This is a genomic window from Vreelandella jeotgali Hwa, from assembly GCF_000334215.1.
Taxonomy (GTDB): Bacteria; Pseudomonadota; Gammaproteobacteria; order Pseudomonadales; family Halomonadaceae; genus Vreelandella; species Vreelandella jeotgali.
Genome location: NZ_AMQY01000008.1, coordinates 37,538 through 62,430, shown reverse-complemented (window position 1 = coordinate 62,430; position 24,893 = coordinate 37,538). Strand labels below are relative to the sequence as shown.

Below are 24,893 nucleotides of genomic sequence, written 5' to 3'. Positions count from 1 at the left end.
CAGCCTCCCGGCCTGGATCAGTAGCGGCGTTGCCGCCAGTTGGCAAGTTGCCGTCGATTAGAAAAACGCCTGAATGCCGGTCTGGCTGCGGCCGAGAATCAGCGCATGCACATCGCTGGTGCCTTCATAGGTATTGACCGTTTCCAGGTTGACCATGTGGCGCATGACCCCGTATTCGTCGGCGATACCGTTGCCGCCGTGCATGTCCCGGGCCGCCCGGGCAACATCCAGCGCCCTGGCGCAGTTGTTGCGCTTGATCAGCGAAATCATCTCCGGGGCCCAGTTATCGCTGTCCATCAGGCGGCCCGTCTGCAGAGCGGCCTGAAAGCCCAGCGCAATATCGGTCTGCATGTTGGCCAGCTTGAGCTGAATCAGCTGGTTGGACGCCAGCGGGCGGCCGAACTGCTTGCGGTCGAGGGTGTACTGGCGCGCTGCATGCCAGCAGAACTCGGCAGCGCCCAGGCTCCCCCAGGCGATGCCGTAGCGGGCCTTGTTGAGACACCCGAAGGGGCCGGCCAGGCCGCTGACGCCGGGCAGCAGGTTATCATCCGGCACAAAGGCGTCATCCAGCACGATCTCGCCGGTAATCGAGGCGCGCAGACTCAGCTTGCCGTCGATTTTGGGCGTGGAAAACCCGTCGGTGCCGCGCTCGACGATAAAGCCCCGAATCTTGTTGTCGTGGGCATCGGATTTTGCCCAGACCACGGCCAGATCGGCAATGGGGCTGTTGGTGATCCACATTTTCTGCCCGGTGAGCCGATAGCCGCCGTCGACCTTTTTTGCCCGGGCGTTCATGGACCCTGGATCGGAGCCGTGGTCGGGCTCGGTCAGGCCGAAACAGCCAACCATTTCACCGCTCGCCAGCCGAGGCAGGTAATGCTGCTTCTGCGCCTCGGAGCCATAGGCTTCAATCGGATGCATGACCAGCGATGACTGCACGCTCATGGCCGAGCGGTAGCCGGAATCGACATGCTCGACCTCGCGCGCAATCAGCCCGTAGGCAACGTTGTTGAGGCCGGCGCCGCCGTACTCCTCGGCCACGGTCGCGCCCAGCAGGCCCATCTCGCCCATTTCGGTCATGATCTCGCGGTCAAACCGCTCTTCCCGATAGGCGCTGAGCACGCGCGGCTGCAGCTCCTGCTGGCAGTAGGCGCGCGCCGCCTCGCTGATCTGGCGCTCATCCTCGGTTAGCTGCGTGGACAGCAGCAGCGGGTCGTCCCAGTTAAAAGAGGCATGTGACATGGTCATTCTCCGTATTTCAGGCGATCCGGGCCGTAGACCCGCCGGTGAGTTCTTCGAGGCTGTTTTCGATCACGTCCAGCCCTTCTTCGAGCACGTCATCGCTGACGGTAAGCGGTACCAGAATGCGAATGGAATTGCCCCAGAAGCCGCAGGAGAGCAGGATCAGGCCCTTCTCCCGAGCTCGGGCGCAGAGCGCCGCAGCGAGCTGCGGGTCCGGCGTGCGCGAGGCCTTGTCGGTTACCAGTTCAAAGGCGGCCATGGCGCCCAGGTGGCGGCTGTTGTCCACCGCCTCAAAGCTTTTTTGCCAGCCGGCAAAGCGCTGATAGAGCTTGTCGCCCAGCCTGGCGCCAGTGGCGACCAGGTTTTCCTCCTCGATGGCCTCGATCACGGCCAGAGCGGCCGCGCACGCCAGGGGGTTGCCGCTGTAGGTGCCGCCCAGCGAGTTGGGCCCGGCCGCGTCCATGACCTCGGCGGTGCCCACCACGGCGGACAGCGGCATGCCGTTGGCCAGACTCTTGGCCATGGTCATGATGTCGGCCTCTATCTCGCTATGCTCCAGGGCGAAAAACCGACCGGTACGCGCAAAGCCGGACTGGACTTCGTCGACGATCAGCATGATGCCGTGCTCGTCGCACAGCTCGCGCAGGGCCTTGAGAAACGCCGGCGACGCCGCGTAGAAGCCGCCTTCCCCCTGCACCGGCTCGATCACGATGGCCGCCGTGCGGTGGGGAGCAATATCGGTCTTGAACACCTTTTTCAGGCCGTTCAGGGCGTCTTCATCGCTGATGCCGTGGTAGGCGTTGGGAAACGGCGCGCGAAAAACGTCGCCCGGCATCGGGCCGAAATCATTCTTGTAGGGCAGCACCTTGCCGGTCATCGACAGCGTCATCAGCGTGCGGCCGTGAAAGCTGCCGTCAAAGCAGATAATGCCGCTGCGTCCGGTGGCGGCCCGGGCAATCTTGACCGCGTTTTCCAGCGCTTCGGCGCCGGCATTCACCAGCATCGCCTTGGCGTCGTGCCGGACCGGCGACAGCTGGCACAGCTTTTCGGCCAGCTGCACGTAGCTGGCGTAGGACATCACCGTCTGGCAGGTATGCATCAGGTGGTCGAGCTGGTCTTTCACCGCCGCCACCACCTTCGGATGGCGATGGCCGAGGTTGAGCACGCCGATACCCCCGGCAAAGTCGATAAAGCGCTGACCGTCGGCGTCCCATAGCTGGGCGTTTTCGGCGTGTTCGGCAAAGTGCGGCGACGGCGTTGCGGCCCCGCTGGCCACGTAGCGCTGCTTGAGTTCGTTGAGCTCTGCGTTGTTCATGAGGTTCTCCCTGGGAAAAGCCGGCTTAAAGGCCGCCGATACAGACGTATTTCAGCTCGGTGAATTCTTCCAGTCCGTAGCGCGACCCTTCACGCCCCAGACCGGATTCCTTGACGCCGCCGAACGGTGCCAGCTCGGTGGATAAAAGCCCTTCATTGATGGCCACCATGCCGTATTCCAGGCTTTCCGAGACATGCCAGATCCGCCGGTAGTCCCGGGCATAGAAATAGGCCGCCAGGCCGGACTCGGTGGCATTGGCCAGGGCGACGCCCTGGTCGTCGGTAGTAAAGCGAAATACCGGCGCCAGCGGGCCGAAGGTTTCTTCCTGCGCCACCCGCATGGTGTCGTCGGCGTCGGCCACAACGGTGGGCTCGAAAAACGTGCCGCCCAGCGCATGCCGTTGGCCGCCGCAGACCAGGCGCCCGCCCTTGTCGAGGGCGTCGCGGATGTGTCCTTCGACCTTTTCAACGGCCGCCGTATTGATCAGCGGCCCCTGCATCACGCCGTCGTCGAGCCCGCTGCCGACCGGGAGTTCGCCGACCCGGGCAGCCAGCTTCTCCAGAAAGGCATCGTAGACGCCATCCTGCACCAGAAAGCGATTGGTACACACACAGGTCTGCCCGGAATTGCGATACTTGGCGACCAGCGCGCCCTCCACGGCCGCGTCCAGGTCGGCATCGTCAAACACGATAAAGGGCGCGTTGCCGCCCAGTTCCATGGAGGCCTTCTTGACGGTATCGGCGCACTGGGCCAGCAGCTTTTTGCCCACGGCGGTCGAGCCGGTAAAGGAGAGCTTGCGGATCCGCGAGTCGGTACTCAGCACCTGGCCTACCTCGGCACCGCTGGCCGCGGTGATGACGTTCAGCACTCCCGCCGGCAGGCCGGCTTCTTCCGCCAGACGAGCGAGCGCCAGCGCGGTCAGCGGCGTGGCTTCCGCCGGCTTGACCACCACGCTGCAACCCGCGGCCAGCGCCGGCGCGCACTTGCGGGTAATCATCGCCAGCGGAAAGTTCCAGGGGGTAATCGCCGCCACCGGGCCCACGGGTTCGCGGAACACCAGCACACGCTTGTCCACCCCGTGGCCGGGCAGGGTGTCGCCGGCGATACGCTTGGCTTCCTCGGCGTAGTATTCAACAAAGCTGGCGCCGTAGGCGACCTCCCCCCGGGACTCGGCCAGCGGCTTGCCCTGCTCCAGGGTCATCAGCTGCGCCAGCTCTTCCTGATGCGCCATGATGGCGTCGAACCAGCGCCGCAGCCGTGTCGCGCGCTGTTTGGCGGTCTGCCGGCGCCAGTCGGCCTGGGCTGTGTCGGCGGCGGCGATCGCCTGGCGGGCTTCGTCGGCGCCCATATCGGGCACCCGAGCCAGTTCGTCGCCATTGGCCGGGTTGGTGACCGCGAACGTCCGCGCGCTGGTCAGCCACTGGCCGCCGATCCAGGCCTGGTCCATCAATAGTGTCTGGGGTGACGCCATGGAAAGCTCCCGGTGTTTGCTTGAATACGATTTGCCGTGCGCATGCTGGCTGACAATATTTTAGATTTTTACTAAAAAAATCGACAAAATATCAACATGCCTACACGCTAACCAAATACGCGGGATTCCGGGATTAGACATTTGTCGAAACCGACAGGATCAAGACGCCGCCAATGCCTGGCCGCCACGGAGCGGCAAACGCCGGCAGGCGCGCCGGTCGAGCGATTTTCAGGCAGAGGGGTGTTACCCTCCCGGTCCGACAAGGAGAGACCTGATGACGACCCCAACACAGCTCAACCAGGGCATTGGCGCCTACCATCGGCTGAAGGCCGATATTATCCACAACGCCTTCAGCCCCGGCGAAAAACTCCAGATGAGCCGTCTCAAGGCCTACTACGGCCTGGGTGTCGGGCCGTTGCGCGAGGCGCTGTCCCGGCTGGTCGCCGAGCGCCTGGTGGTCGCCGAGAGCCAACGCGGCTTTCGCATTGCGCCGATGTCGCTGGATGAACTGCACGATATCTACGAAGCCAGGGCCGAAATTGAAGGGCTGATGCTCCGGCTGGCCATCGAGCGCGGGGACGATGCCTGGGAAGCGGAAATACTCGCGCGGGCGCATACCCTCGGCAAGGTCATGGAAGTCAAGACGCCCGAGGAGCTGCTCGATATCTGGGATTCGCGTCATCAGGCCTTTCACACGGCCATTGTCGCGGGCTGCCGCTCGTCGCATCTGATGCAGATCCGCGCCGACCTTTTCGACCGGGTAGAGCGCTATCGCAACCTCTGGCTACGCGAGACGGTATTGTCCGAGGCGGCTCTGGAACAGAAGCGCCAGGAACACGCCCGCCTGGTGGACGTGATCCTGGCGCGCGATACTCGGGCCGCCACGCAGATGATGATCGACCATCTGATGACGCCGGTACCGATCATTACCGAGGTGATGCGCCGGCATCAGCGAGGCTGATTCAGCCCTTGCGCTCGATATCCACGCTGCCGGCGGGCGTAAAGTCGCCCAGCGCCATCATGTGACCGAGCTTGCCCGCCTTGGTGGACAGATAGCCCTCGTTGTGGGGGTTCAGCCCCGTGGTAAGCGGCACGCGCTCGGTGACGTTGACGCCGTCCCGGGTCAGCGCGTCGACCTTGCGCGGGTTGTTGGTCATCAGCCGCAGTGCGCGGACGCCCAGGTGGTCGAGCATGGGCACGCAGAGGTCGTAGCGGCGCATGTCGGCGCCGAAACCCAACTGCTCGTTGGCCTCGACGGTATCGGCGCCGTCGTCCTGCAGCTGATAGGCGCGGATCTTGTTGAGCAGCCCGATACCCCGCCCTTCCTGACGCAGATACAGCAGCACCCCGCAGCCGGCCTCGGCGATACGTTTCAGCGCTTCCTGCAGCTGGTAGCCGCAGTCGCAGCGCATGGAAAACAGCGCGTCGCCGGTCAGGCATTCCGAATGCACCCGGCCGAGTACCGGCGCTTCGCCGTTGATATCGCCCAGGGTCAAGGCAACGTGATCCTTGCCGGTGGCATCGTCCTCGAAGCCGTGCAGGGTAAAGGTGGCCCAGGGCGTGGGCAGCCGGGATGCGGCAATGAAGCGAATCGTCACAGGTTACCTCGATGATCGAACGGCCCGCACACGGCGGGCGGGTCAGAGCGGGTTGGGCAATGGTGCGGCGTGTGGTAGCGGCGCAAAGCGGCTGCCGGCGAAGCCGGAGTTTAGCAAACGGCTCGGTATGCCATACAATTCATTCTACACCCTCGACATGCCTTTCAGGCAGGCCATTTTTCAAGAGCAGGTATTCCATGACTTCAGCATCTGTTGCTTCCTCGTCTACGGCTTCACCGCTACACAACGATCGCTTTCTGCGGGCATTGGCGCGCCAGCCGGTGGATCGCACGCCGGTCTGGATGATGCGTCAGGCGGGCCGCTATCTGCCCGAATACCGCGCCAAACGCGCCGAAGCGGGCAGCTTCATGGACCTCTGCCGCAATCAGGATCTGGCCTGCGAGGTAACGCTGCAACCGCTGGATCGCTTTCCCCTGGATGCCGCCATTCTGTTCTCGGACATCCTCACGATTCCCGATGCGATGGATCTGGGGCTGTACTTCGTCACCGGCGAGGGGCCGAAATTCAGGAAAACCGTACGCACCCCCGAGGAAGTGGACGCCCTCAAGGTGCCCGACGCCGAGCGCGACCTGGACTACGTGATGCGCGCGGTTTCCACCATTCGCGGCGAGCTCAACGGCCGCGTGCCGCTCATCGGCTTTTCCGGCAGCCCCTGGACGCTGGCCACCTACATGGTGGAAGGCGGATCGAGCAAGGACTTCCGCCACGTCAAGGCGATGCTCTACGACACGCCGGACGCCATGCACCAGCTGCTCGACAAGCTGGCCCACGCGGTCACCGACTACCTCAACGCCCAGATTCGCGCCGGCGCCCAGGTCGTGCAGATTTTCGACACCTGGGGCGGGGCGCTGTCCACGCCGGCGTACATGGAGTTTTCCCTGCGCTATATGGAGCAGATCGCCTCGGGGCTGATCCGCGAACAGGACGGCCGCCGGGTGCCGGTGATCATGTTCACCAAGAACGGCGGCCAGTGGCTTGAGCAGATCGCCACCGCCGGCGCCGATGCCGTGGGGCTTGACTGGTCCACCGAACTGTCCAACGCGCGCCAGCGGGTGGGCCACCGCGTGGCGCTGCAGGGCAACCTCGACCCCAACGTGCTGTTTGCCCGCTCCGGCGCCATTCGCGCCGAGGTCGGCCGCATTCTGGAAAGCTACGGCAGCGGCCCGGGGCACATCTTCAACCTGGGCCACGGGGTCAGCCAGTTTACCAACCCGGATAACGTCAGCGCCTTTGTCGACGCGCTGCACGACCTCAGCCCGGCGTACCACCGCCAGCCGCAGGGTGATATTCCCGCCCGTCAGCAGGATAGCTGATCCGCGCACCCGCGCCCGGCATCACGCCGGCACGCGGGTGGGCAAAGCCAACGCAATGGAATAAAAAAACAGCCAGACAAAACACCAGGGCAAAAACGCGATACCCGGAGCGTTTATTTGCCCTTCAAGTCCGCATAACACTCGCCGATAATAAGACCAATGGCTGAGGCGCTGCGTGGCACCCGCGCAGCGCCTTGTTTATCCTCACCCTACCCTAGAGACCTGCCTGTCATGTTCATTTCACTTCGTGTTCGCCTCCTTGCTGCTGCGCTGGCCGCCGTGGTCTTCGCCCTGGGGGCCAACGGCATTGCCAGCTTCTTTACCGTCAAACAGCACAACGACGAGCAGATTGCCGGCAACCTGAACGCCGTGGTCGGCGGCAATGCCCAGGCGCTGGATACCTGGTTCAACGCCCGCTTCAACATGCTGACCGCCATGGACGAAGCGGCCGAAAGCGACTCGCCCCGCCCCGCGCTGCGCCAGCTCAGGACATCGGGCGATTTCATGGCGACCTACCTGATCAAGCCCGACACCGGCAAGACCATCTTTTACAACGGCTGGACGCCGCCGGATGACTTCGACCCCCGGGAGCGCGCCTGGTACAAGAGCGCCGTACGTGAGAAGGACAGCATTGTCACCAAACCCTACGTCGACGAGCAGACCGGGGATCTGGTGGTCACCTTTGCCCACCCGTATTACCGCGACAATCAGCTGATCGGCGTGGTCGGCGGCGACGTAACCGTTACCGCGGTGATCGATATCGTCGACAGCATTGCCCCCACGCCGTCCAGCTTTGCCTTTCTCACCGCCGCTGACGGCAGCCTGATTGCCCACCACGACGAGGATCTGACGCTGGCCCCCGCCTCACGCCTCAACGACCGGCTGACGGCGGACATGCTGGCAAAGCTGGCCGGAGCGGACACGCCCATGACAATGGCACTGCAGGGCAGCGAAAAACGCCTGCTGGGCCGCAACGTCGGCGGCCAGAGCGGCTGGGAGCTGGTCGTCGCGCTGGATGAACACGAAGCCACCGCCGGGCTTCGCGCCATTGCCGGCACGACCACCATCACGCTGATTGTGGTGGCCGTGCTGACTGCTCTGGTACTCAGCTTCCTGCTCAAGCTGATGCTGCGACGCCTGCATTCCGCGCGCAACGCCATGAACAGCGTGGCATCGGGCGAAGGCGATCTCACCCGGCGTCTGCCGGAAGAAGGCCACGACGAAGTGACCCAGATTGCGGCCGCGTTCAACCGCTTCGTGTCGCGTATGGAAGACGTGCTGATCGAAGTACGCACCGGCAGCGAGGCCGTGAACACCGCCGCCTCGGAAATCGCCAAGGGCGGCCATGATCTGTCGCGGCGCACCGAAAGCACGGCCTCGAGCCTCCAGGAAACCTCGGCCTCGATGGAGGAAATCACCTCGACCGTGGAACATACCGCGGCGTCTTCGCGTGAAGCCAATCAGCTCGCCAAGTCCGCCACCGAAGTGGCCGAGCGCGGCGGCGAGTCGGCCGCTCGGGTGGCCGATACCATGGAGGAAATCGCCACCTCGTCGAACAAGATCGGCGACATCGTCACGCTGATGGACAGCATCGCCTTCCAGACCAACCTGCTGGCGCTCAACGCCTCGGTGGAAGCCGCCCGGGCCGGCGAGCAGGGTCGCGGCTTCGCCGTGGTCGCCGAGGAAGTGCGCAAGCTGGCCCAGCGCAGCACCGACGCCGCGCACGAAATCAAGGCACTCAACGAGGAGTCACGGGACAAGGTGCAGAACGGTACCCAACTGGTTCAGGGCGCCGCCGAAACCATGAACGACATCGTCGCCCAGGTGACCCGGGTGACCGATGTGCTGGGCGAAATCACCTCGGCCACCGGCGAGCAGAGTGACGGCATCGGCCAGGTCAACGTGGCCGTGGCCGACCTCGACCGCATGACCCAGGAAAACGCCGCCATGGTCGAAGAGTCCAGCACCGCCGCCGAGCAGCTGCAGGAACAGGCCGACCATCTCACCCGGGTTATCGGCCACTTCCGGCTCTCGCGCCGCGAATCCGGCAGCGGTCAGGCCCCCGCGCTTGACGCGCCGCGCTAATCTGTCGCTCCCGCCCCGCAGCGAGCGCCGTCAATGATAAAGTAGGCGGATAACGCCGGCCGGTCGATAATCCTTCGGCCGGTCTGGCGGCCGAATGTTGTGGCCAAACGCCGCATCGCGGCCGGGTGATGCGGCGTTCGGCATGAATATCGGTTAAACATCCATCCGGCCCAACCGGTAGCGGTCAGGGAATACCGCTTCCAACGTATAACGGTCAAAACGTATAACGGTTAAAAGGAGCCTCAATGAGCAAGTTCGCCAAGGCCGACGTGCTAAGCGTTCACCACTGGAACGATACGCTGTTCAGCTTTCGTACCACCCGCGAGCAAAGCCTGCGTTTCAAGTCCGGCCAGTTTGTCATGATCGGCCTGGAGGTGGACGGCAAGCCGCTGGTGCGCGCCTATTCGGTTGCCAGCCCGCACTATGCCGAGCACCTGGAGTTCTTCAGCATCAAGGTACAGGACGGCCCGCTGACGTCGCGTCTGCAACACCTGGAAGTCGGCGACAGCATCCTGGTTGGCCGCAAGCCCACCGGCACCCTGGTCACCGACGACCTGCTGCCCGGCCGCAACCTCTATCTGCTCTCCACCGGCACCGGCATGGCGCCCTTCATGAGCCTGATCCAGGACCCGGACGTTTACGACCAGTACGACAAGGTCGTGCTGGTGCACGGCGTGCGCTACGTCTCCGAGCTGGCCTACGCCGATTTCATCCGCCAGGATCTGCCCGCGCACGAATATCTCGGCGAGGAAATCCGCGAGAAGCTGGTCTACTACCCCACCGTGACCCGGGAAGATTTCCACACCCAGGGGCGGCTGACCGACCACATCAAAAGCGGCAAGCTCACCGCCGATACCGGCCTGCCGCCCATCGATCCGGCGCAGGATCGCGCCATGATCTGCGGCAGCCCGGCGATGCTCGACGACACCAGCGCCCTGCTGGATGAACTCGGCTTCCGGATCTCGCCGCGCATGGGCGAGCCCGGCGACTACGTTATCGAGCGCGCCTTCGTGGAACGGTGAAACCCCCGCCACCGTAACTCGCCAGGCTGGATCGCCACGGTGAGGTACATCGGGGCGTGGCAGGGTATGCATCAACGGTTATGCACAGCGCTTATACCGCGTCCTTGCCGGTTTCGCCGGTGCGAATACGGATAACCTGCTCCAGCGGCATGACAAAAATCTTGCCGTCGCCGATCTTGCCGGTGTTGGCAACCTGGGTGACGGCCTCGATAACCGGCTCGGCCATGTCGTCATCCACGGCCACTTCCATCTTCACCTTGGGCAGAAAGTCCACCACGTACTCGGCTCCCCGGTACAGCTCGGTGTGCCCTTTCTGACGGCCAAAGCCCTTGACCTCGGTCACGGTAATGCCCTGCACACCGATATCGGAGAGTGATTCGCGCACGTCATCAAGCTTGAACGGCTTGATAATCGCAGAAATCAATTTCATGGCGGCTTCCTTATAGCGTAATGCGGCATCCACAGGGCTGTACCGGGAATGCGGCATAAAGAGTGAAGAACGGGCACCGGCGGCGCCGTTGCGAATTACGCCCAAGCATACACTGCCACCGGGCCCGAAGAAAAAACGCCGCTGCGCCGTCTCGGCGGTGTTTTCTGTATGCGTAACCGCGCCGGGGTGCGTATCCTGACGGATATACCCCTGCTATTGAGCCATCAAGGAGAACGTCATGGCCGCTCAAGACCGCATCAGCCAGCTTGCCCAGCAAATCGGCGACCGCCTGCAAAACGCCTCCCAGGCGCCGGAAGACATCCACAAGGGCGTGCAACAGGCCGTCCGCGGGGCCTTTGACCGCCTGGAGCTGGTCTCCCGGGAAGACTTCGATATCCTCATGGATGTTCTCCAGCGCACCCGGGCACGAGTGGAAGCGCTGGAAAGCCAGGTCGCCACCCTGGAGGCCGAGGTCAATCCCGACGGCGACCGCCAGGCCGGACACACCGACAACGCCGGGGCCGAGGATACCTTCCCCCGAGCCGACGACGGCCCGGCCGCAGGCGACGACCGCCAAAGCTAAGCCCGGCACAAGGCAAACGCCGCCACATACGTCAAACGCGAGGGAACGCCATGACGCTTGCCATTGTTGCCACCCGCGCCGGGTTGGGGCTCGAGGCCCCGCCGGTGCAGGTGGAAGTGCATCTGGCCAACGGCCTGCCGGGGCTCACCCTGGTGGGCCTGCCCGAAGCCGCGGTGAAGGAAAGCCGCGAGCGCGTACGCAGCGCGCTGGTCAACGCCGGCTTTGATTTTCCCAATACCCGGCGGATCACCCTGAACCTGGCCCCGGCCGACCTGCCCAAGGAAGGCGGGCGCTTTGATCTGCCCATCGCACTGGGTATTCTCGCCGCGTCCGGCCAGCTGCCGGTGGAGTCGCTGGAAGGCATGGAATGCGCCGGCGAGCTGGCGCTGGACGGCCAGCTGCGCGCGGTGCCCGGCGTCTTGCCGCTGGCACTGGCGACCCGGGCCGCCGGCCATCAGCTGATTGTCCCTCGGACGTGCGCCGACGAAGCTGCGCTCGCCGGGCAGGACCTGACCGTGCTGCCCGCCGACTCGCTGTGGGAGATCGTGGCCCACCTGCTGGATCAGGAACGCATTACGCCGCATCGGCTACCCAAACCGCCCGAAGCCACCGAGCCCCTGGCCGACCTTGCCGACGTACGCGGCCAGCAACAGGCGCGCAGGGCGCTGGAAATCGCCGCCGCCGGCGGCCATAACCTTTTATTCGCCGGCCCACCGGGCACCGGCAAGACCATGCTCGCCAGCCGCCTGCCCGGCATTCTGCCGCCGCTTTCCGACGACGATGCGCTGGCCGTAGCCGCGGTGCGCTCGGTGTGCGGGCTGCCGCTGGAAAAACACTGGGGCCAACGGCCCTTTCGCCAACCCCACCACAGCGCCAGCGCCGCCGCGCTGGTGGGCGGTGGCTCAAAACCCCGCCCTGGCGAAATCTCGCTGGCCCACCACGGCGTGCTGTTTCTCGACGAGCTGCCGGAATTTTCCCGCCAGGTGCTGGAAGTGCTGCGACAACCGCTGGAAACCGGAGAAATCCACCTGGCCCGGGCCAGCCACGAACGCCGGTATCCGGCCAGTTTTCAGCTTGTTTCGGCAATGAACCCCTGCCCCTGCGGGCACCTGGGGGACCCCCGCAGCCGCTGCCAGTGCACCGCCAGCCAGATTCAGCGCTACCAGGCGCGGCTCTCCGGCCCGCTGCTGGACCGCATCGACCTCCAGGTGGAAGTGCCCGCCCTGCCGCCGGAGCAGCTCACCGCCCGCACCCGGGGCGAATCGTCCGCCGACGTGCGCCAGCGCGTCATGGCCGCCCGGGAACGCCAGGCGCAGCGCGGCGCGCTCAACAGCCAGCTCGGCGGCCGGGCGCTGGAAGCCGCCTGCGCGCTGGACGATGACGAACGCGCCTGGCTGGCCAACGTGCTGGAAAAACTCAAGCTCTCTGCCCGGGCCTACCACCGCGTACTGCGCGTGGCGCTGACCCTGGCCGACCTCGAAGGCGCCGCCCGGCCCACCCAACCGCACTTCGTCGAAGCCATCGGCTACCGCCAGCTCGACCGCCTGCTGAAGGACGGCTGAACGCCTCACTTGCTCTGCCTTGCTATCATCCCGCGACGTATTGACCGGGGGTGGTCGGGTGGCTAGTCTTGAGCCGTGACTTGACCGAAAGGTCAGGAAATAGCCGGAGCCTCACCAGAGGCTGACCTCGGTCACAACGACCAGTCACAACAACCAGTTACAACGACCAGCCACAACAACAAACAAGGTATGGGTATGCACGAGACGACTGCTCGCTCCGCCGATGAAAACGGCGCGGCTGCCACGCGCCGCCTGTCGCTTCTGGACCGTTTTTTCAACGTCTCCCAGCGCGGCTCCAGCGTCAAAACCGAAATTCTCGCCGGCCTCGCCACCTTTCTGGCCGGCATGTATATCATCGTGGTCAACCCGGCGGTGCTCAGCGATGCCGGGATTCCCTTCTCCGCCGCGCTGTCGGCGACCGTGGTTATCAGCTTTCTGGGCAGCCTGGCGATGGCGCTCTATGCCCGCAACCCCATCCTGGTCGCGCCGGGCATGGGCATGAACGCACTGTTCACCTACACCCTGGTGCTGGGCGCGGGGCTCAGCTGGGAAGTCGCGCTGGGCTGCGTGTTCTGGTCCGGGGTGATCTTCGCCATTCTCGCGCTGTTCAACGTGCGCAAGGCCGTGATCGAGGCCATCCCGCTATCGCTGCGCTACGCGATTACCTGCGGCATCGGGCTGTTCATTACCTTCGTGGGGCTGCAGAACGCCGGCTTTATCGTCGGCAGCGATGCCACGGTGGTGACCCTCGGTAATATGGATGCCCAGCTGGCGACCTTCTTTCTGGGGCTGATCGCCACCGCCGTTTTCGTCATCCTGCGCTTCAACGGGGCGCTGGTGATGGGCATCGCGCTGACCACCCTGGCCGCCGCGCCCATGGGCCGGCTGTGGGGCGATGAAATCACCGTCGCCTGGACCGGGCTCGCCGCCTGGCCGGATTTCAGCGCGGTGATGAAGGTCGACATCATGGGCGCGCTGAAAGTGGGCTACCTGCCGTTCATCTTCGTGATGCTGTTTACCAACTTCTTCGATGCCATGTCGTGCTTCATGGCGCTGGCCGAGTCCGCCGACCTCAAGGACGAAGACGGCAACCCGCGCAACCTCCAGCGCTCGATGACCGTGGACGCCTTCTCCTCGATGATCGCCGCGCCGCTGGGCACCAGCGCCGCCCAGACCTTCATCGAATCCGGCGCCGGCGTGGCCCAGGGCGGGCGCACCGGGCTGGTGGCGCTGGTGATTGCGGTGCTCTTCCTGCCGTTTCTGTTCCTCTCGCCGCTGCTCTCGCTGGTGCCGGGCATTGCCACCGCGCCGGCGCTGGTCATGGTGGGGCTGTTCATGATGGCGCCGATCAGCAAGATCGACTGGGAACACTTCGACCAGGCCTTCCCGGCGTTTCTGGCGATCATTCTGATGCCGCTGACCTACTCGATCACTCTGGGGATTGCCTTCGGCTTTATCAGCTTCGTGCTGATCAAGGTGCTCACCGGGCGCTTCAACGAGATCAAGCCGGCGATGTGGATCACCGCCGCGCTGTCGGTGGTCATGCTGCTGACCACCTGACGTCACGATAAGCTCCGCCTGTCAGCTGTCAGGCGGCGTTGCCCCGGCGGCCGGGCGCCGAATACCGCAGCCCTTGACCACCACCTGGATAAGAAACTGCGTGATGTCTTCCAGATCATCGTCGTCCAGCGACTGCCGGCCGGTAATCCCCAGCACCTGGGTTTCAAAATCGGCGTAGTGCTGGGTCGACGACCAGATCAGGAAAATCAGCCAGACCGGATTCACCGGGTCGATCAGCCCGCGTTCGGCCCACTGGCGCAGCACGACGGCACGGCTTTCCACCCAGTCGCGCAGATCCCCCTGCAGGTATTCCTGCAAAAACGGCGCGCCGCCGAGGATCTCGCTGGCGAACAGCCGCGAGCCCTCGGGGTGGCTGCGGGACAGGCGAATCTTGGCGCGGATAAAGGCGGAAATGACCTCGACCGGGTCATCGTCCGGGGAGATATTGTCCAGAATCGCGTTCCAGCGCGACATCATCCGCTCCAGCAGGCGCACGTAGAGCCGGCGCTTGCTGCCCATGTAATACAGCACGTTGGATTTGGGCAGTCCGGCCCGGCGGGCGATGTCCTGGAGGCTGGCGCCGCGATAGCCGTGGCACGCAAAGGCCCCCTCGGCGGCCTGCAGAATCGCCCGCTCGTTGCGCCGGCGAATGGCGCCGGCTTCCTGTTCGGTGGTGGAGTTGGCCATGGGCTCTCGCTTTATTCGACACGCCGCTTCAAGGCTCGGGAGTGGTCACGCTGCGGCTCACACCGGCTGGCTCCGTCGCGGCGGTGTTATCCCTGTTTTGCCTCTGTTTATTCCTTTTGACCCGTCTTTTTACCACAACAGCGGGCCGGAAAACGACTTGATAAAACTGACCGAATGGTCAAGAATTAAAAATCCCCGGCACCACCTGCAATGGTCCAACGCTATAGCGGCGGCAATAACGATCACGGTTATCGTTTCAAAGACAAAGACAAAGACAATCGGAGCCGACCATGATTGACTTCTATCTCAACGGCGAGCGCCAGCGCCTGAGTGGCGTGAGCGCCGATACCAGCGCGCTGGAGCTTCTGCGCCAGCGGCTCGGCCGGACCGGCACCAAGGAAGGCTGCGCCTCCGGCGACTGCGGCGCCTGCACCGTGGCCATCGGCGAGGCCGACGCCGGCGGCGAGATCCGCTACCAAAGCGCCAACGCCTGCGTCACGCCTGCCCACCAGCTTAACGGCTGCCACCTGGTCACCGTGGAAGGCATTGCCGACGGCGAACAGCTGCACCCGGCCCAGGCGGCCATGGTGGAATGCCACGGCAGCCAGTGCGGCTTTTGCACGCCGGGTATCGTCATGTCGCTGTTTACGCTTTATGAAGACCGCCAGCAGCAGGCAAGCACCGGCCAGCGCCTGGCACCGCTGGATCAAACGCAGCTGGAGCAGGCGCTGGGCGGTAACCTCTGCCGCTGCACCGGCTACCGGCCGATCCGCGACGCCGCGCTCTCCATGCAGGACCATCCCAGGGCCACGCCTGCCTGGGCCGCGGACGCGTCGCTGGGCAAAAACGTCGCCGAGCTGGCCCAGGACCTGGGGGACAAGAACGCGGGCAGGCAAGCCGCCCCCGCCAGCACCGAGCAGGCCGAAGGCTACGCCATCCCCCACACCATCGCCGAGCTGCGCGAGCTCAAGGGCAAGCGCCCGGGCGCGCGGCTGGTGGCCGGCGGCACCGATCTGTGGCTGGAGACCACCCAGCAGGTAAAGGACCTGGTTGACGTTATTGATGTGCGCCGGGTGGCCGAGCTGACCGAGGTCAACGAAACGGACGCCGGCTGGTGGATCGGCGCTTCAATGTCGCTGTCTGCGCTGATGCCGCTGCTCGCCGAGCACTACCCGGCGTTTGAGCACCTGATGCACCGCTTTGCCTCGTCCCAGATCCGCAATCGCGCCACCCTTGGCGGCAACATCGCCAACGCCTCGCCCATCGGCGACACCCCGCCGACGCTTCTGGCGCTGGATGCCCGTCTGCGGCTGGACGGCCCGCGCGGCAGCCGGGAAATGCCGCTGGAAGACTTCTTCCTCGACTACAAGAAGACCGCCATGGAGGCCGACGAGTTTATCGCCGCGGTATTTCTCCCGCGCCCGGCGGCGGATCATAACCTCAAGGTGTGGAAGCTCTCCAAGCGTCGCGAAGACGATATTTCCGCGGTGCTGGGCGCGTTCGCCTGGCGCATGGAAGACGGCGTGATGCGCGATGTGCATTTGGCCTTTGGCGGCATGGCGGCGATCCCCCGCCGTGCACCCGAGGCCGAAGCGGCTCTGGAGGGCAGCCGTGCCGACGCTGCGGCTTTCGATCAGGCCCGCGCTGCACTGGCCCGTGAGCTGACGCCCATGGCCGATATGCGCGGCAGCGCCGAATATCGCTCGCTTGCCGCCGGCAACCTGCTCGAACGGCTGTGCCTGATACTCAATGCCGCCAGCGACAGCGCTAATAACAACGACGCTAACAACAACAAGGCTTCCACCCCCGCGAATCAGGTGACTCTCCATGCGTACGCTCACTGAACTCGATCCCACGCGTGAACCCGGCCGTCGCCAGGGCGGTGCGGGCAGCGCTCGTCCCCACGAAAGTGCCGTGAAACACGTCACCGGACGCGCGGCCTACATCGACGATTTGCCCACGCCCAGGCGCACCCTGGACGTGATGGTCGGCCAGTCGCCGGTCGCCCACGGGCGCGTAACCCGCCTGGATCTGGAAAAAGCCCGCGCGCTGCCCGGCGTGGTCGACGTTATCAGCCTGAACGATGTGCCCGGCCATACCGATATCGGCCCGGTGTTCGGCGGCGACCCGATCTTTGCCTTTGACGAGATCAGCTACGCCGGCCAGACCCTGTTTGCCGTGGCCGCCGAAAGCTACAAAATTGCCCGTCAGGCGGTGAAGGCGGCGATCGTGGAAATCGACGAGCAGCCGGCAAGCCTCGACCCGGTGGCCGCTGCCGAGCGCGAGGAGCTGGTCCGCCCCACCCACGTTCACGAGCGCGGCGACTGGCGGGAGGCCCTGAAAGGCTCGCCCCACGTGCTCGAGGCCACCCAGTTTATCGGCGGTCAGGAGCACTTTTACCTGGAAGGCCAGGCCTGTCTGGTAGAGCCCACCGAAGACGAGGGCGTGCTGGTGCACACCTCCAACCAGCACCCCAGCGAAACCCAGAAGCTGGTGGCCGAAGTGCTGGGCATCCCGTTTCACGCGGTGACGGTCTCCAACCGGCGCATGGGCGGCGGCTTTGGCGGCAAGGAAACCCAGGCCTCGCCCTGGGCGTGCATTGCCGCGATTATCGCCCGGCGCACCGGGCGTGCGGCCAAGGTACGCCTGCCCCGGGCCGACGACACTCGCGGCACCGGCAAGCGCCACCCCTTCCACAACGCCTACAAGCTGGGCTTTGATGAGCGCGGCGTGCTCACCGGCGGCGATATCGATATCATCGGCGACTGCGGCTATTCGCCGGACCTGTCCGAAGCGGTGGTCGACCGCGCCATGTTCCACGCCGACAACGCCTACTCGCTGGGCCGCGCCCGAGTCACCGGCAAGCGCGCCAGGACCCACACCGCGTCGAACACCGCATTTCGCGGCTTTGGCGGCCCCCAGGGCGTGATGATCATCGAACGCGCCATGGACGACATCGCCCGCTACGTGGGCGCAGACCCGCTCATCGTGCGCAAGCGCAACCTCTACCGCGACGCCGATCCCGACGGCACCCCGCGCAACGTCACCCACTACGGCCAGCGCGTTGAGCAGATTCCGCTGCTGCACGACGTCATCAGCCAGCTGGAAGAAAGCAGCGACTACTGGAACCGCCGCCAGGCCATCACCCGCTTCAACGCCGAAAGCCCCATCATCAAGCGCGGGCTTGCGCTGACGCCGGTGAAGTTCGGCATCTCGTTCACCGCCCAGCATTTGAACCAGGCCGGCGCGCTGTTGCACGTCTACACCGACGGCAGCGTGATGATCAACCACGGCGGCACCGAGATGGGCCAGGGCCTGCACACCAAGATTTGCCAGGTGGTGGCGCGCGAGCTGGGGCTGGATCTGGAGAAGGTGCGCATTACCGCCACCCGCACCGATAAAGTGCCCAACACCTCGCCCACCGCCGCCTCCAGCGGCGCAGACTTGAACGGCATGGCCGCCAGGGACGCCGCTGCCAAGCTGCGCGAGCGCCTGTTTGATTTTGCTACCGACCACTTTGACGCCGACGCCGGCGGGCTGGACCGCGAAACCATGCGGCTGGAAAACGGCGAGCTGGTCGCCGGCATCAACGAGGACGAGCACCGCATCGCCTGGGGCGAGCTGGTTCAGGCGGCTTACTTCGGCCGCGTGTCGCTGTCCGAAAAGGGCTTTTACGCCACGCCGCTGATCCACTACGACCGCGCCACCGGCCGCGGCCGGCCCTTCTACTACTACGCCCACGGCGCGGCGGTATCCGAGGTAGAAGTGGATACGCTCTCCGGCGAGTACCGTGTCAGCCGCGTGGATATCCTCCACGACGTGGGCGACTCGCTGAATCCGGCAATCGATATCGGCCAGGTCGAAGGCGGCTTTATTCAGGGTATGGGCTGGATGACCAGCGAAGAGCTCAAGTGGAACGACAACGGCCAGCTGACCACGCTTGGGCCTTCGACCTATAAAATCCCCGCCTTTGGCGATGCGCCGGAGACGTTCAACGTCAAGCTGATGGAAGGCCACCCCAACTCCCAGGCCAGCATCTACCGCTCCAAGGCCGTGGGCGAGCCGCCGTTTATGCTGGGGATTTCGGTGTGGTCGGCGCTGCGCGACGCCCTGGCAAGCCTGGTGGACTACCGCTACTGCCCGGTGCTGGACACCCCCGCCACGCCCGAGCGCGTGCTGCTGGCCGCCGAGGCGCTGCGCCAAAAAGGCACAGGAGGCACGTCATGACCGCTTCCGAGCGCTGGCATTCCGCGCTTGACCGCCTGCAGCGCGAAGCCCGCCCCCACGCGCTGGCAAGCGTGGTGGGGGCCGCCGGCTCCACGCCCCGGGAGCCGGGCTGCAAAATGGTGATCACCGCAGACACCATTTACGACACCCTGGGCGGCGGCAACTTCGAGTGGCAGGTGATGGATACCGCGCGGGAAGCGCTGGCCACGGGCGAAAGCGGCACGCGGCTGGAAGCCTTCCCGCTGGGCGGGCGCAGCGGCCAGTGCTGCGGCGGCTACGTGCACGTGATGCTGGAGCTGTACGCCGGCGCCGAGATGCAGGTGGCGCTGTTTGGCGCCGGCAACGTCAGCCGCGAGCTGGCCGCCCTCATCGCCCCGCTGCCCTGGCGCCTGCACTGGCTGGACAGCCGCGAAGACGCCTTCCCCGAAGCTTCATCCAACACTCCGAGCAACGAGCGCCAGCGCCGCCTGCGCATCATGCCCGGAGCCGACGGCGAGCCCGACGTGGCCACGGCCATAAGCGAGCTTCCGGCGGGCTGCCACGCGCTGGTGATGACCCAGGACCACGGTGAAGACCGCGCCATTGTCGATGCGCTGCTCAAGCGCGGCGACTGCGCCTCTATCGGGTTAATCGGCTCGCGCTCCAAGTGGGCGAGCTTCCGCCGACGGCTGAAGGATGCCGGCCACAGCGACGAAGCGCTGGCCGTGGTCCGCTGCCCCATCGGCGTTGCCGGCGCCAAAGGCAAGCTGCCCTATGAAATCGCCCTGGCGGTGAGCGCCGAGCTGCTGACGCTGAAACCTGCCGCCGAGCACCGTGACCATCGCGGCGTCGCCCCGGAAATCCTGCGCGCCGCGTTTTATCCGGTGGCCCCCAGCCCCCAAAAACAGAGCTCGCAAAAATCGAGCCCTCAACAAAAGCGCGCTTAAGACGCGTACGCCAGTCCCTGGCACCAATGGAGACCCCACAATGACTGACCTGACGACCGACACCCGCGTGCTGCGCGGCCCGCTTTTAAGCTTTGCCGACGACCCGGGAGACGGCAACGCTCCCGCGCCGGGCAGCGTGCACCATCTGGAAGACGGCGCGGTGTGGATCATCGACGGCCATATCCACGCCGTGGGCGACTACGCCGAGCTGGCCCCGCACCTGCCCGCCGGCATCGAGGTCGTCGATTATTCCGGCAAGCTGATGATGCCGGGCTTTATCGACAGCCACGTGCACTATTCGCAGCTCGACATCATGGCCTCCTACGGACGCCAGCTGCTCGACTGGCTCAACGACTACACCTTCCCCGAGGAGTGCCGCTTCGGCGACCGCGCCCACGCCGACGCCGTGGCCGAGGCGTTTCTGGATGAAACGCTGCGGGTGGGCACCACCACCGCCCAGGTGTTCTGCACCTCGCACCCGGGCTCGGTGGACGCCTTCTTTACTGCTGCCAACCGCCGCGGGCTGCGCATGCTCGCGGGCAAGGTACTGATGGACCGCAACGGCCCGGATGATCTTACCGACGACACCCTGGGCGGGCTGGCCGACAGCGAGCGGCTGATCGCCGACTGGCACGGCAAGGGCCGGCTGGGCTACAGCCTGACCCCGCGCTTTGCCCCTACCTCCACCCCGGAACAGCTGGAGGCCACCGGTGCGCTGCTACGCAACGCCCCGGACGTACATCTACAGACGCATCTGTCGGAAAACGAAGGCGAAGTTGCCTGGGTATCCGATCTGTTCCCCGACAGCCGCGACTACCTGAACGTTTACGAGCGCTACGGGCTGGTGGGGCCGCGCAGCACCTTTGCCCACGGCATTCATCTGGATCAGGGCATGCGCCACCGCCTGGCCGACGCCGGGGCGAGCATCGCCTTTTGCCCCACCTCGAATCTGTTTCTGGGCAGCGGCCTGTTCGACCGCGAGGCCTGCAAGGACGTAGGCATGGCCACCAGCCTCGCCAGCGATGTGGGCGGCGGCACCGACCTGTCGGGACTGGCCACGCTGAAGGGGGCCTATCAGGTCGGCCAGCTGCTGGGCCAGCCGCTTACCGCCTGGCAGGGCTTTTACCGGCTGACCCTGGGCAACGCCCGGTCGCTGCATCTGGACGAGCACATCGGCCAAATCAGGAAAGGCGGCGAGGCCGATATCGTGGTACTCGACCCGGCGGCCACGCCGCTGCTGGCGCGGCGTACCGCCCGCTGCAACACCCTCGCCGAGACGCTGTTTGCGCTGATGATGCTGGGCGACGACCGCAGCGTCTACGCCACCTGGGCCGGCGGCCGGCAGGTTCACGCCCGAGAGGCTGCCTGAACCGCCAGACCGTCGAGGAACCTCCCCAATTCGGCCAGCAGCGCCTCGCGGATCGGCGGCGCCTCGTTGACCAGATGGTGGCGCGCATCCGGCTGACGGTAGACATGCGCCCGGGGAAACTTGTCCGTCAACACCGCGAGGTTGTAGCGCCAGTCCACGGTGCGGTCCTGCTCGCCCTGCATCAGCAGCACCGGCAGCGTACTCGGGGCCGCGGCCAGCAGCTGCGGCATCCAGCGGCGCATGGCGCTTACCCACCCCAGGTTGAGGCGGCGCGGCTGCAAGGGGTCACGGTGGTGAAGAAAGTCGACAAAGGCGCGGTCGGTTGAGTTGTGCCGACCCGGCCGGGGAAAGGTTTTGACAAAGGGAGCCGCCAGCCGCTGCAGCGGGCCGGTCTGGCGCCAGCGGCAGGGACGCACCAGCGGCGCCAGCAGCGCCAATCCGACCCAGGGCGCAGCGGCCGGCCGGCAGAGCGCATCCGTGGCGAGTATCGACGCCCCGGTGCTCTGGCCGATACCCACCCAGGGCGCGGGGGTCAGCCGCCGGGCACTCAGCGCGGCCTGAATGTCGTGCAGGCAGTCGCCGTAAGTGGCAAAGTCGTCGATCGCCGCGCGCTCGCCGCTGGACAGCCCGTGGCCGGGCAGGTCCCACAGCACCACCTGCCAGCCCCGCGCCAGCAGCATGGCCAGCAAGTGGCGATAAAGCCCCAGGTGGTCAAAATAGCCGTGAACCACAAAGACCGTGCCCACCGGGGCCGGCGGCGCCCACACCTGGCACCAGAGCGAAAACGCGCCGCTGGCGATAAAGCCGGCATACACCTGGTCGACGTCCCGCCCCTGCCATAGCGGCGTCAGCGCGTAACGGTCGAGATAGGGCATCAGCGCGCGCGTCTCGTCGCGCGCCGTCCGCAGCGGCAACGGGGAAACCTCCGCCGTGCCGCTGAACGCCTCCCGCAGCGGCGCGAATTCATCCATTCAGCATCTCCTGTTAAGGCGACCGTTCCGTGAAAGAGCCCTTTGCGACCGCCTGGTGGGATAGACGGAAACAATTGATCCGTTCGCAGCCGGCGGCGTAAATTATCATCATTTAGTCGGCCATGACGGCGGCGTCAGGGTCGCCCTATTTACATAAGTGCACATTTGTGGAACTATTTTCCGCAAATTATACTGTCGCCATCAGCGTCAGCGCTGCCCTCCGCACGCCTATCGGCGTGCTTTCAGCAGCTGTATTCACTATGGTCGTGGTCGGCATCCGACAGCCGGATGCGCCACGGGCATTCCAAGGGAGAGTTTCCATGAGCGAGCGTATCACGCGCCACCGTTTACAGGTGTCGGCCGACCTTGATCGCTTCATCAACGAGCAGGCGCTGCCGGGTACCGGCGTTGACCAGGACGCCTTCTGGGCCGGCGTTGATGCGCTGTTCAACGATCTGGCGCCGCGCAACCGTGAGCTGCTTGCCCGGCGCGACTCGCTGCAGCAACAGCTGGAGGCCTGGCACCGCGACAATCCCGGCCCCGTCAAGGACATGCCGGCCTATCGCCGCTTTCTCAACGACATCGGCTACCTGACCGACGTTCCCGACACGGTGACGACCACAACCGCCGACGTCGACAAGGAGCTGTCCACTCAGGCGGGGCCGCAGCTGGTAGTGCCGGTCAACAACGGCCGCTACGCGCTGAACGCCGCCAACGCCCGCTGGGGCAGCCTTTACGACGCGCTTTACGGCACCGACGCCATCTCCGAGGAGGACGGCGCCGGCATCACCCGCGAGTTCAACTTCACCCGCGCCAACAAGGTGATTGCCTACGCGCGCGGCGTGCTCGACCGCGCCGCCCCGCTGGCCACCGGCTCCCATCGCGACGCGGTCAACTACGCCATCCGCGACGGCCATCTGGTGGTCAGCCTGGCGGGCGGCCGCGAAACCGGCCTGCAGGATGCCGCCAGGCTGGTGGGCTTTGACGGCAGCACCGCTGACCCGGACTCGATCCTGCTGGCCAACAACGGCCTGCACATCGAGATCCGGATCGACGGCGAGCATTTCATCGGCAAAACCGACCCGGCGCGCGTCAGCGACGTGGTGGTCGAAGCCGCTATCTCGACCATCATGGACTGCGAAGACTCCATCGCCGCCGTGGATGCCGAAGACAAGGTCGGCGTTTACCGGAACTGGCTCGGCCTGATGAAGGGCGATCTCCAGGAAACCGTCGCCAAGGGGGACAAGTCGTTCACCCGGACGCTGCGCGACGACCGCACCTGGCAGACCACCGAGGGTAATACCCTGACCCTGCAGGGCCGCTCGCTGATGTTTATCCGCAACGTCGGCCACCTGATGACCACGCCGGCGGTGCTCGACGACAACGGCAACGAGGTGCCCGAAGGCATTCTCGACGCCGCGGTCACTTCGCTGATTGCCATCCACGACTTGAAAAAGTCCGCCGATCAGCCGCGCAACTCGCGCACCGGCTCGGTGTACATCGTCAAGCCCAAGATGCACGGCCCCGACGAAGTCGCCTTTGCCAGCGAGCTTTTCGGCCGCGTCGAGGACATCCTCGGCCTGGCGCGCGATACCCTGAAAATGGGCGTCATGGACGAAGAGCGCCGCACCAGTGCCAACCTCAAGGCGTGCATCAACGCGGCCCGCTCGCGGGTGGTATTCATCAACACCGGCTTCCTCGACCGGACCGGCGATGAAATGCACACCGCGATGGAAGCCGGCCCGGTGGTGCGCAAGGGCGACATGAAGAGCACGGCCTGGATCAACGCCTACGAGAAGAGCAACGTCCAGATCGGCCTGGCCTGCGGGCTGCGCGGCCGCGCCCAGATCGGCAAGGGCATGTGGGCCATGCCCGAGCTGATGCACGACATGCTGGAACAGAAAATCGGCCATCCCAAAGCCGGTGCCAACACCGCCTGGGTGCCGTCGCCCACCGCCGCGACGCTGCACGCCCTGCACTATCATCAGGTCAGGGTGGCCGATGTGCAGCGCGAGCTGGAAGACCACGGCGAACCCGACATGCTCGACGACCTGCTCACCGTCCCCGTGGCGGAGAACGCCGACTGGAGCGCGGAAGAGGTCCAGCAGGAGCTGGACAACAACTGCCAGGGCATCCTCGGCTACGTGGTGCGCTGGGTCGAGCACGGCGTGGGCGTGTCCAAGGTGCCGGACATCCATAACGTGGGCCTGATGGAAGACCGCGCCACGCTGCGCATTTCCAGCCAGCACATTGCCAACTGGCTGCACCACGGCATCGTCAATGCCGCCCAGGTGCAGGACACGCTCAAGCGCATGGCGCGCATGGTCGACGAGCAGAACGCCGGCGACCCCGACTACACGCCGATGAGCTCGCATTTTGACGAGTCCACCGCATTCCGGGCAGCGTCCGACCTGATCTTCAAGGGGCTGGAACAGCCGTCGGGCTACACCGAACCGCTGCTCCACGAGTGGCGCCGGGTGGAAAAGGCCAGGGCGCAGTAACGCCGCCCCG

At 65.4% G+C, this 24,893-nt stretch carries 20 protein-coding genes; 13 read left to right on the top strand and 7 right to left on the bottom strand.

Annotation, left to right across the window (positions count from 1 at the left end; translation table 11 throughout):
* Positions 1-57: 57 nt before the first annotated feature.
* The 3 genes from C793_RS0102070 to C793_RS0102060 are packed head-to-tail and all read right to left on the bottom strand — an operon-like array spanning position 58 to position 4,028.
* The gene (locus C793_RS0102070) at positions 58-1,242 is read right to left on the bottom strand and encodes an acyl-CoA dehydrogenase (RefSeq protein ID WP_017429290.1); all 1,185 of its coding nucleotides are present in this window, start codon (positions 1,240-1,242) and stop codon (positions 58-60) included.
* A 16-nt stretch (positions 1,243-1,258) separates the two neighbouring features.
* On the bottom strand, positions 1,259-2,557 hold the full coding sequence (gene gabT / locus C793_RS0102065) for a 4-aminobutyrate--2-oxoglutarate transaminase (protein WP_017429289.1): 1,299 nt from the start codon (positions 2,555-2,557) through the stop codon (positions 1,259-1,261).
* 25 nt (positions 2,558-2,582) lie between these two features.
* Positions 2,583-4,028 (bottom strand): NAD-dependent succinate-semialdehyde dehydrogenase, encoded by a 1,446-nt coding sequence (locus C793_RS0102060; protein ID WP_026106051.1) that lies wholly within the window; start codon positions 4,026-4,028, stop codon positions 2,583-2,585.
* 274 nt (positions 4,029-4,302) lie between these two features.
* Here C793_RS0102060 and csiR point away from each other — a divergent pair, with 274 nt between their 5' ends.
* Positions 4,303-4,989: a DNA-binding transcriptional regulator CsiR gene (gene csiR, locus C793_RS0102055; protein ID WP_017429287.1), complete on the top strand. Its 687-nt coding sequence runs from the start codon at positions 4,303-4,305 to the stop codon at positions 4,987-4,989.
* 1 nt (position 4,990) lies between these two features.
* Here csiR and ribA read toward each other — a convergent pair whose 3' ends face one another.
* A complete protein-coding gene (gene ribA, locus C793_RS0102050; protein ID WP_017429286.1) occupies positions 4,991-5,626 on the bottom strand; it encodes a GTP cyclohydrolase II in 636 nt (211 codons plus the stop codon).
* A 197-nt stretch (positions 5,627-5,823) separates the two neighbouring features.
* Between ribA and hemE the strand changes: the two genes are divergently transcribed.
* From hemE to C793_RS0102035, 3 genes are all read left to right on the top strand, one after another.
* Positions 5,824-6,960, top strand: coding sequence for a uroporphyrinogen decarboxylase (hemE, locus tag C793_RS0102045; RefSeq protein ID WP_040475240.1), 1,137 nt, complete (start codon positions 5,824-5,826; stop codon positions 6,958-6,960).
* A gap of 231 nt (positions 6,961-7,191) precedes the next feature.
* On the top strand, positions 7,192-9,045 hold the full coding sequence (locus C793_RS0102040; protein ID WP_017429284.1) for a methyl-accepting chemotaxis protein: 1,854 nt from the start codon (positions 7,192-7,194) through the stop codon (positions 9,043-9,045).
* A gap of 245 nt (positions 9,046-9,290) precedes the next feature.
* Positions 9,291-10,067, top strand: a complete 777-nt coding sequence (locus C793_RS0102035; RefSeq protein WP_017429283.1) for a ferredoxin--NADP reductase — start codon at positions 9,291-9,293, stop codon at positions 10,065-10,067.
* Between the two features lie 91 nt (positions 10,068-10,158).
* On the opposite strand, the gene glnK is transcribed toward C793_RS0102035, so the two are convergent.
* On the bottom strand, positions 10,159-10,497 hold the full coding sequence (gene glnK, locus C793_RS0102030; protein ID WP_017429282.1) for a P-II family nitrogen regulator: 339 nt from the start codon (positions 10,495-10,497) through the stop codon (positions 10,159-10,161).
* A 238-nt stretch (positions 10,498-10,735) separates the two neighbouring features.
* Here glnK and C793_RS13365 point away from each other — a divergent pair, with 238 nt between their 5' ends.
* The 3 genes from C793_RS13365 (at position 10,736) to C793_RS0102015 (ending at position 14,202) form a co-directional block, all read left to right on the top strand.
* Complete coding sequence (locus C793_RS13365) at positions 10,736-11,080, top strand: accessory factor UbiK family protein (RefSeq protein ID WP_017429281.1); 345 nt, start codon at positions 10,736-10,738, stop codon at positions 11,078-11,080.
* Between the two features lie 50 nt (positions 11,081-11,130).
* Positions 11,131-12,642 (top strand): YifB family Mg chelatase-like AAA ATPase, encoded by a 1,512-nt coding sequence (locus tag C793_RS0102020; RefSeq protein ID WP_017429280.1) that lies wholly within the window; start codon positions 11,131-11,133, stop codon positions 12,640-12,642.
* Positions 12,643-12,837: 195 nt separating this feature from the next.
* Positions 12,838-14,202: an NCS2 family permease gene (locus C793_RS0102015; protein WP_017429279.1), complete on the top strand. Its 1,365-nt coding sequence runs from the start codon at positions 12,838-12,840 to the stop codon at positions 14,200-14,202.
* Positions 14,203-14,223: 21 nt separating this feature from the next.
* On the opposite strand, the gene C793_RS0102010 is transcribed toward C793_RS0102015, so the two are convergent.
* Positions 14,224-14,889: a TetR/AcrR family transcriptional regulator gene (locus C793_RS0102010; RefSeq protein ID WP_017429278.1), complete on the bottom strand. Its 666-nt coding sequence runs from the start codon at positions 14,887-14,889 to the stop codon at positions 14,224-14,226.
* Here C793_RS0102010 and C793_RS14405 point away from each other — a divergent pair.
* From C793_RS14405 to guaD, 5 genes are read left to right on the top strand one after another with little or no spacing between them, the layout of a single operon-like run.
* Positions 14,888-15,187: a hypothetical protein gene (locus C793_RS14405; RefSeq protein ID WP_156804846.1), complete on the top strand. Its 300-nt coding sequence runs from the start codon at positions 14,888-14,890 to the stop codon at positions 15,185-15,187. The genes C793_RS0102010 and C793_RS14405 overlap by 2 nt on opposite strands.
* Entirely contained in the window at positions 15,180-16,733 is a 1,554-nt protein-coding gene (gene xdhA, locus C793_RS0102005; RefSeq protein ID WP_017429277.1) for a xanthine dehydrogenase small subunit, read from the top strand. Before C793_RS14405 ends, xdhA begins: the two co-directional genes overlap by 8 nt.
* Positions 16,717-19,116: a xanthine dehydrogenase molybdopterin binding subunit gene (xdhB, locus tag C793_RS0102000; protein ID WP_017429276.1), complete on the top strand. Its 2,400-nt coding sequence runs from the start codon at positions 16,717-16,719 to the stop codon at positions 19,114-19,116. Before xdhA ends, xdhB begins: the two co-directional genes overlap by 17 nt.
* On the top strand, positions 19,113-20,042 hold the full coding sequence (xdhC, locus tag C793_RS0101995; RefSeq protein WP_017429275.1) for a xanthine dehydrogenase accessory protein XdhC: 930 nt from the start codon (positions 19,113-19,115) through the stop codon (positions 20,040-20,042). Before xdhB ends, xdhC begins: the two co-directional genes overlap by 4 nt.
* A 40-nt stretch (positions 20,043-20,082) precedes the next feature.
* Complete coding sequence (gene guaD / locus C793_RS0101990; protein ID WP_017429274.1) at positions 20,083-21,411, top strand: guanine deaminase; 1,329 nt, start codon at positions 20,083-20,085, stop codon at positions 21,409-21,411.
* Here the strand turns inward: guaD and C793_RS0101985 are convergent.
* The gene (locus C793_RS0101985) at positions 21,390-22,382 is read right to left on the bottom strand and encodes an alpha/beta hydrolase (RefSeq protein ID WP_017429273.1); all 993 of its coding nucleotides are present in this window, start codon (positions 22,380-22,382) and stop codon (positions 21,390-21,392) included. The genes guaD and C793_RS0101985 overlap by 22 nt on opposite strands.
* Before the next feature lie 320 nt (positions 22,383-22,702).
* Between C793_RS0101985 and C793_RS0101980 the strand changes: the two genes are divergently transcribed.
* Positions 22,703-24,883, top strand: coding sequence for a malate synthase G (locus C793_RS0101980; protein WP_017429272.1), 2,181 nt, complete (start codon positions 22,703-22,705; stop codon positions 24,881-24,883).
* The last annotated feature ends 10 nt before the right edge of the window (positions 24,884-24,893 follow it).

What these genes read in the sequence shown, in the direction of transcription:
- C793_RS0102070 (WP_017429290.1), bottom strand. Translation starts at nt 1,242, where the DNA reads ATGTCACATGCCTCTTTTAACTGGGACGACCCGCTGCTGCTGTCCACG.
- gabT (WP_017429289.1), bottom strand. Translation starts at nt 2,557, where the DNA reads ATGAACAACGCAGAGCTCAACGAACTCAAGCAGCGCTACGTGGCCAGC.
- C793_RS0102060 (WP_026106051.1), bottom strand. Translation starts at nt 4,028, where the DNA reads ATGGCGTCACCCCAGACACTATTGATGGACCAGGCCTGGATCGGCGGC.
- csiR (WP_017429287.1), top strand. Translation starts at nt 4,303, where the DNA reads ATGACGACCCCAACACAGCTCAACCAGGGCATTGGCGCCTACCATCGG.
- hemE (WP_040475240.1), top strand. Translation starts at nt 5,824, where the DNA reads ATGACTTCAGCATCTGTTGCTTCCTCGTCTACGGCTTCACCGCTACAC.
- C793_RS0102040 (WP_017429284.1), top strand. Translation starts at nt 7,192, where the DNA reads ATGTTCATTTCACTTCGTGTTCGCCTCCTTGCTGCTGCGCTGGCCGCC.
- C793_RS0102035 (WP_017429283.1), top strand. Translation starts at nt 9,291, where the DNA reads ATGAGCAAGTTCGCCAAGGCCGACGTGCTAAGCGTTCACCACTGGAAC.
- glnK (WP_017429282.1), bottom strand. Translation starts at nt 10,497, where the DNA reads ATGAAATTGATTTCTGCGATTATCAAGCCGTTCAAGCTTGATGACGTG.
- C793_RS13365 (WP_017429281.1), top strand. Translation starts at nt 10,736, where the DNA reads ATGGCCGCTCAAGACCGCATCAGCCAGCTTGCCCAGCAAATCGGCGAC.
- C793_RS0102020 (WP_017429280.1), top strand. Translation starts at nt 11,131, where the DNA reads ATGACGCTTGCCATTGTTGCCACCCGCGCCGGGTTGGGGCTCGAGGCC.
- C793_RS0102015 (WP_017429279.1), top strand. Translation starts at nt 12,838, where the DNA reads ATGCACGAGACGACTGCTCGCTCCGCCGATGAAAACGGCGCGGCTGCC.
- C793_RS14405 (WP_156804846.1), top strand. Translation starts at nt 14,888, where the DNA reads ATGGGCTCTCGCTTTATTCGACACGCCGCTTCAAGGCTCGGGAGTGGT.
- C793_RS0102010 (WP_017429278.1), bottom strand. Translation starts at nt 14,889, where the DNA reads ATGGCCAACTCCACCACCGAACAGGAAGCCGGCGCCATTCGCCGGCGC.
- xdhA (WP_017429277.1), top strand. Translation starts at nt 15,180, where the DNA reads ATGATTGACTTCTATCTCAACGGCGAGCGCCAGCGCCTGAGTGGCGTG.
- xdhB (WP_017429276.1), top strand. Translation starts at nt 16,717, where the DNA reads ATGCGTACGCTCACTGAACTCGATCCCACGCGTGAACCCGGCCGTCGC.
- xdhC (WP_017429275.1), top strand. Translation starts at nt 19,113, where the DNA reads ATGACCGCTTCCGAGCGCTGGCATTCCGCGCTTGACCGCCTGCAGCGC.
- guaD (WP_017429274.1), top strand. Translation starts at nt 20,083, where the DNA reads ATGACTGACCTGACGACCGACACCCGCGTGCTGCGCGGCCCGCTTTTA.
- C793_RS0101985 (WP_017429273.1), bottom strand. Translation starts at nt 22,382, where the DNA reads ATGGATGAATTCGCGCCGCTGCGGGAGGCGTTCAGCGGCACGGCGGAG.
- C793_RS0101980 (WP_017429272.1), top strand. Translation starts at nt 22,703, where the DNA reads ATGAGCGAGCGTATCACGCGCCACCGTTTACAGGTGTCGGCCGACCTT.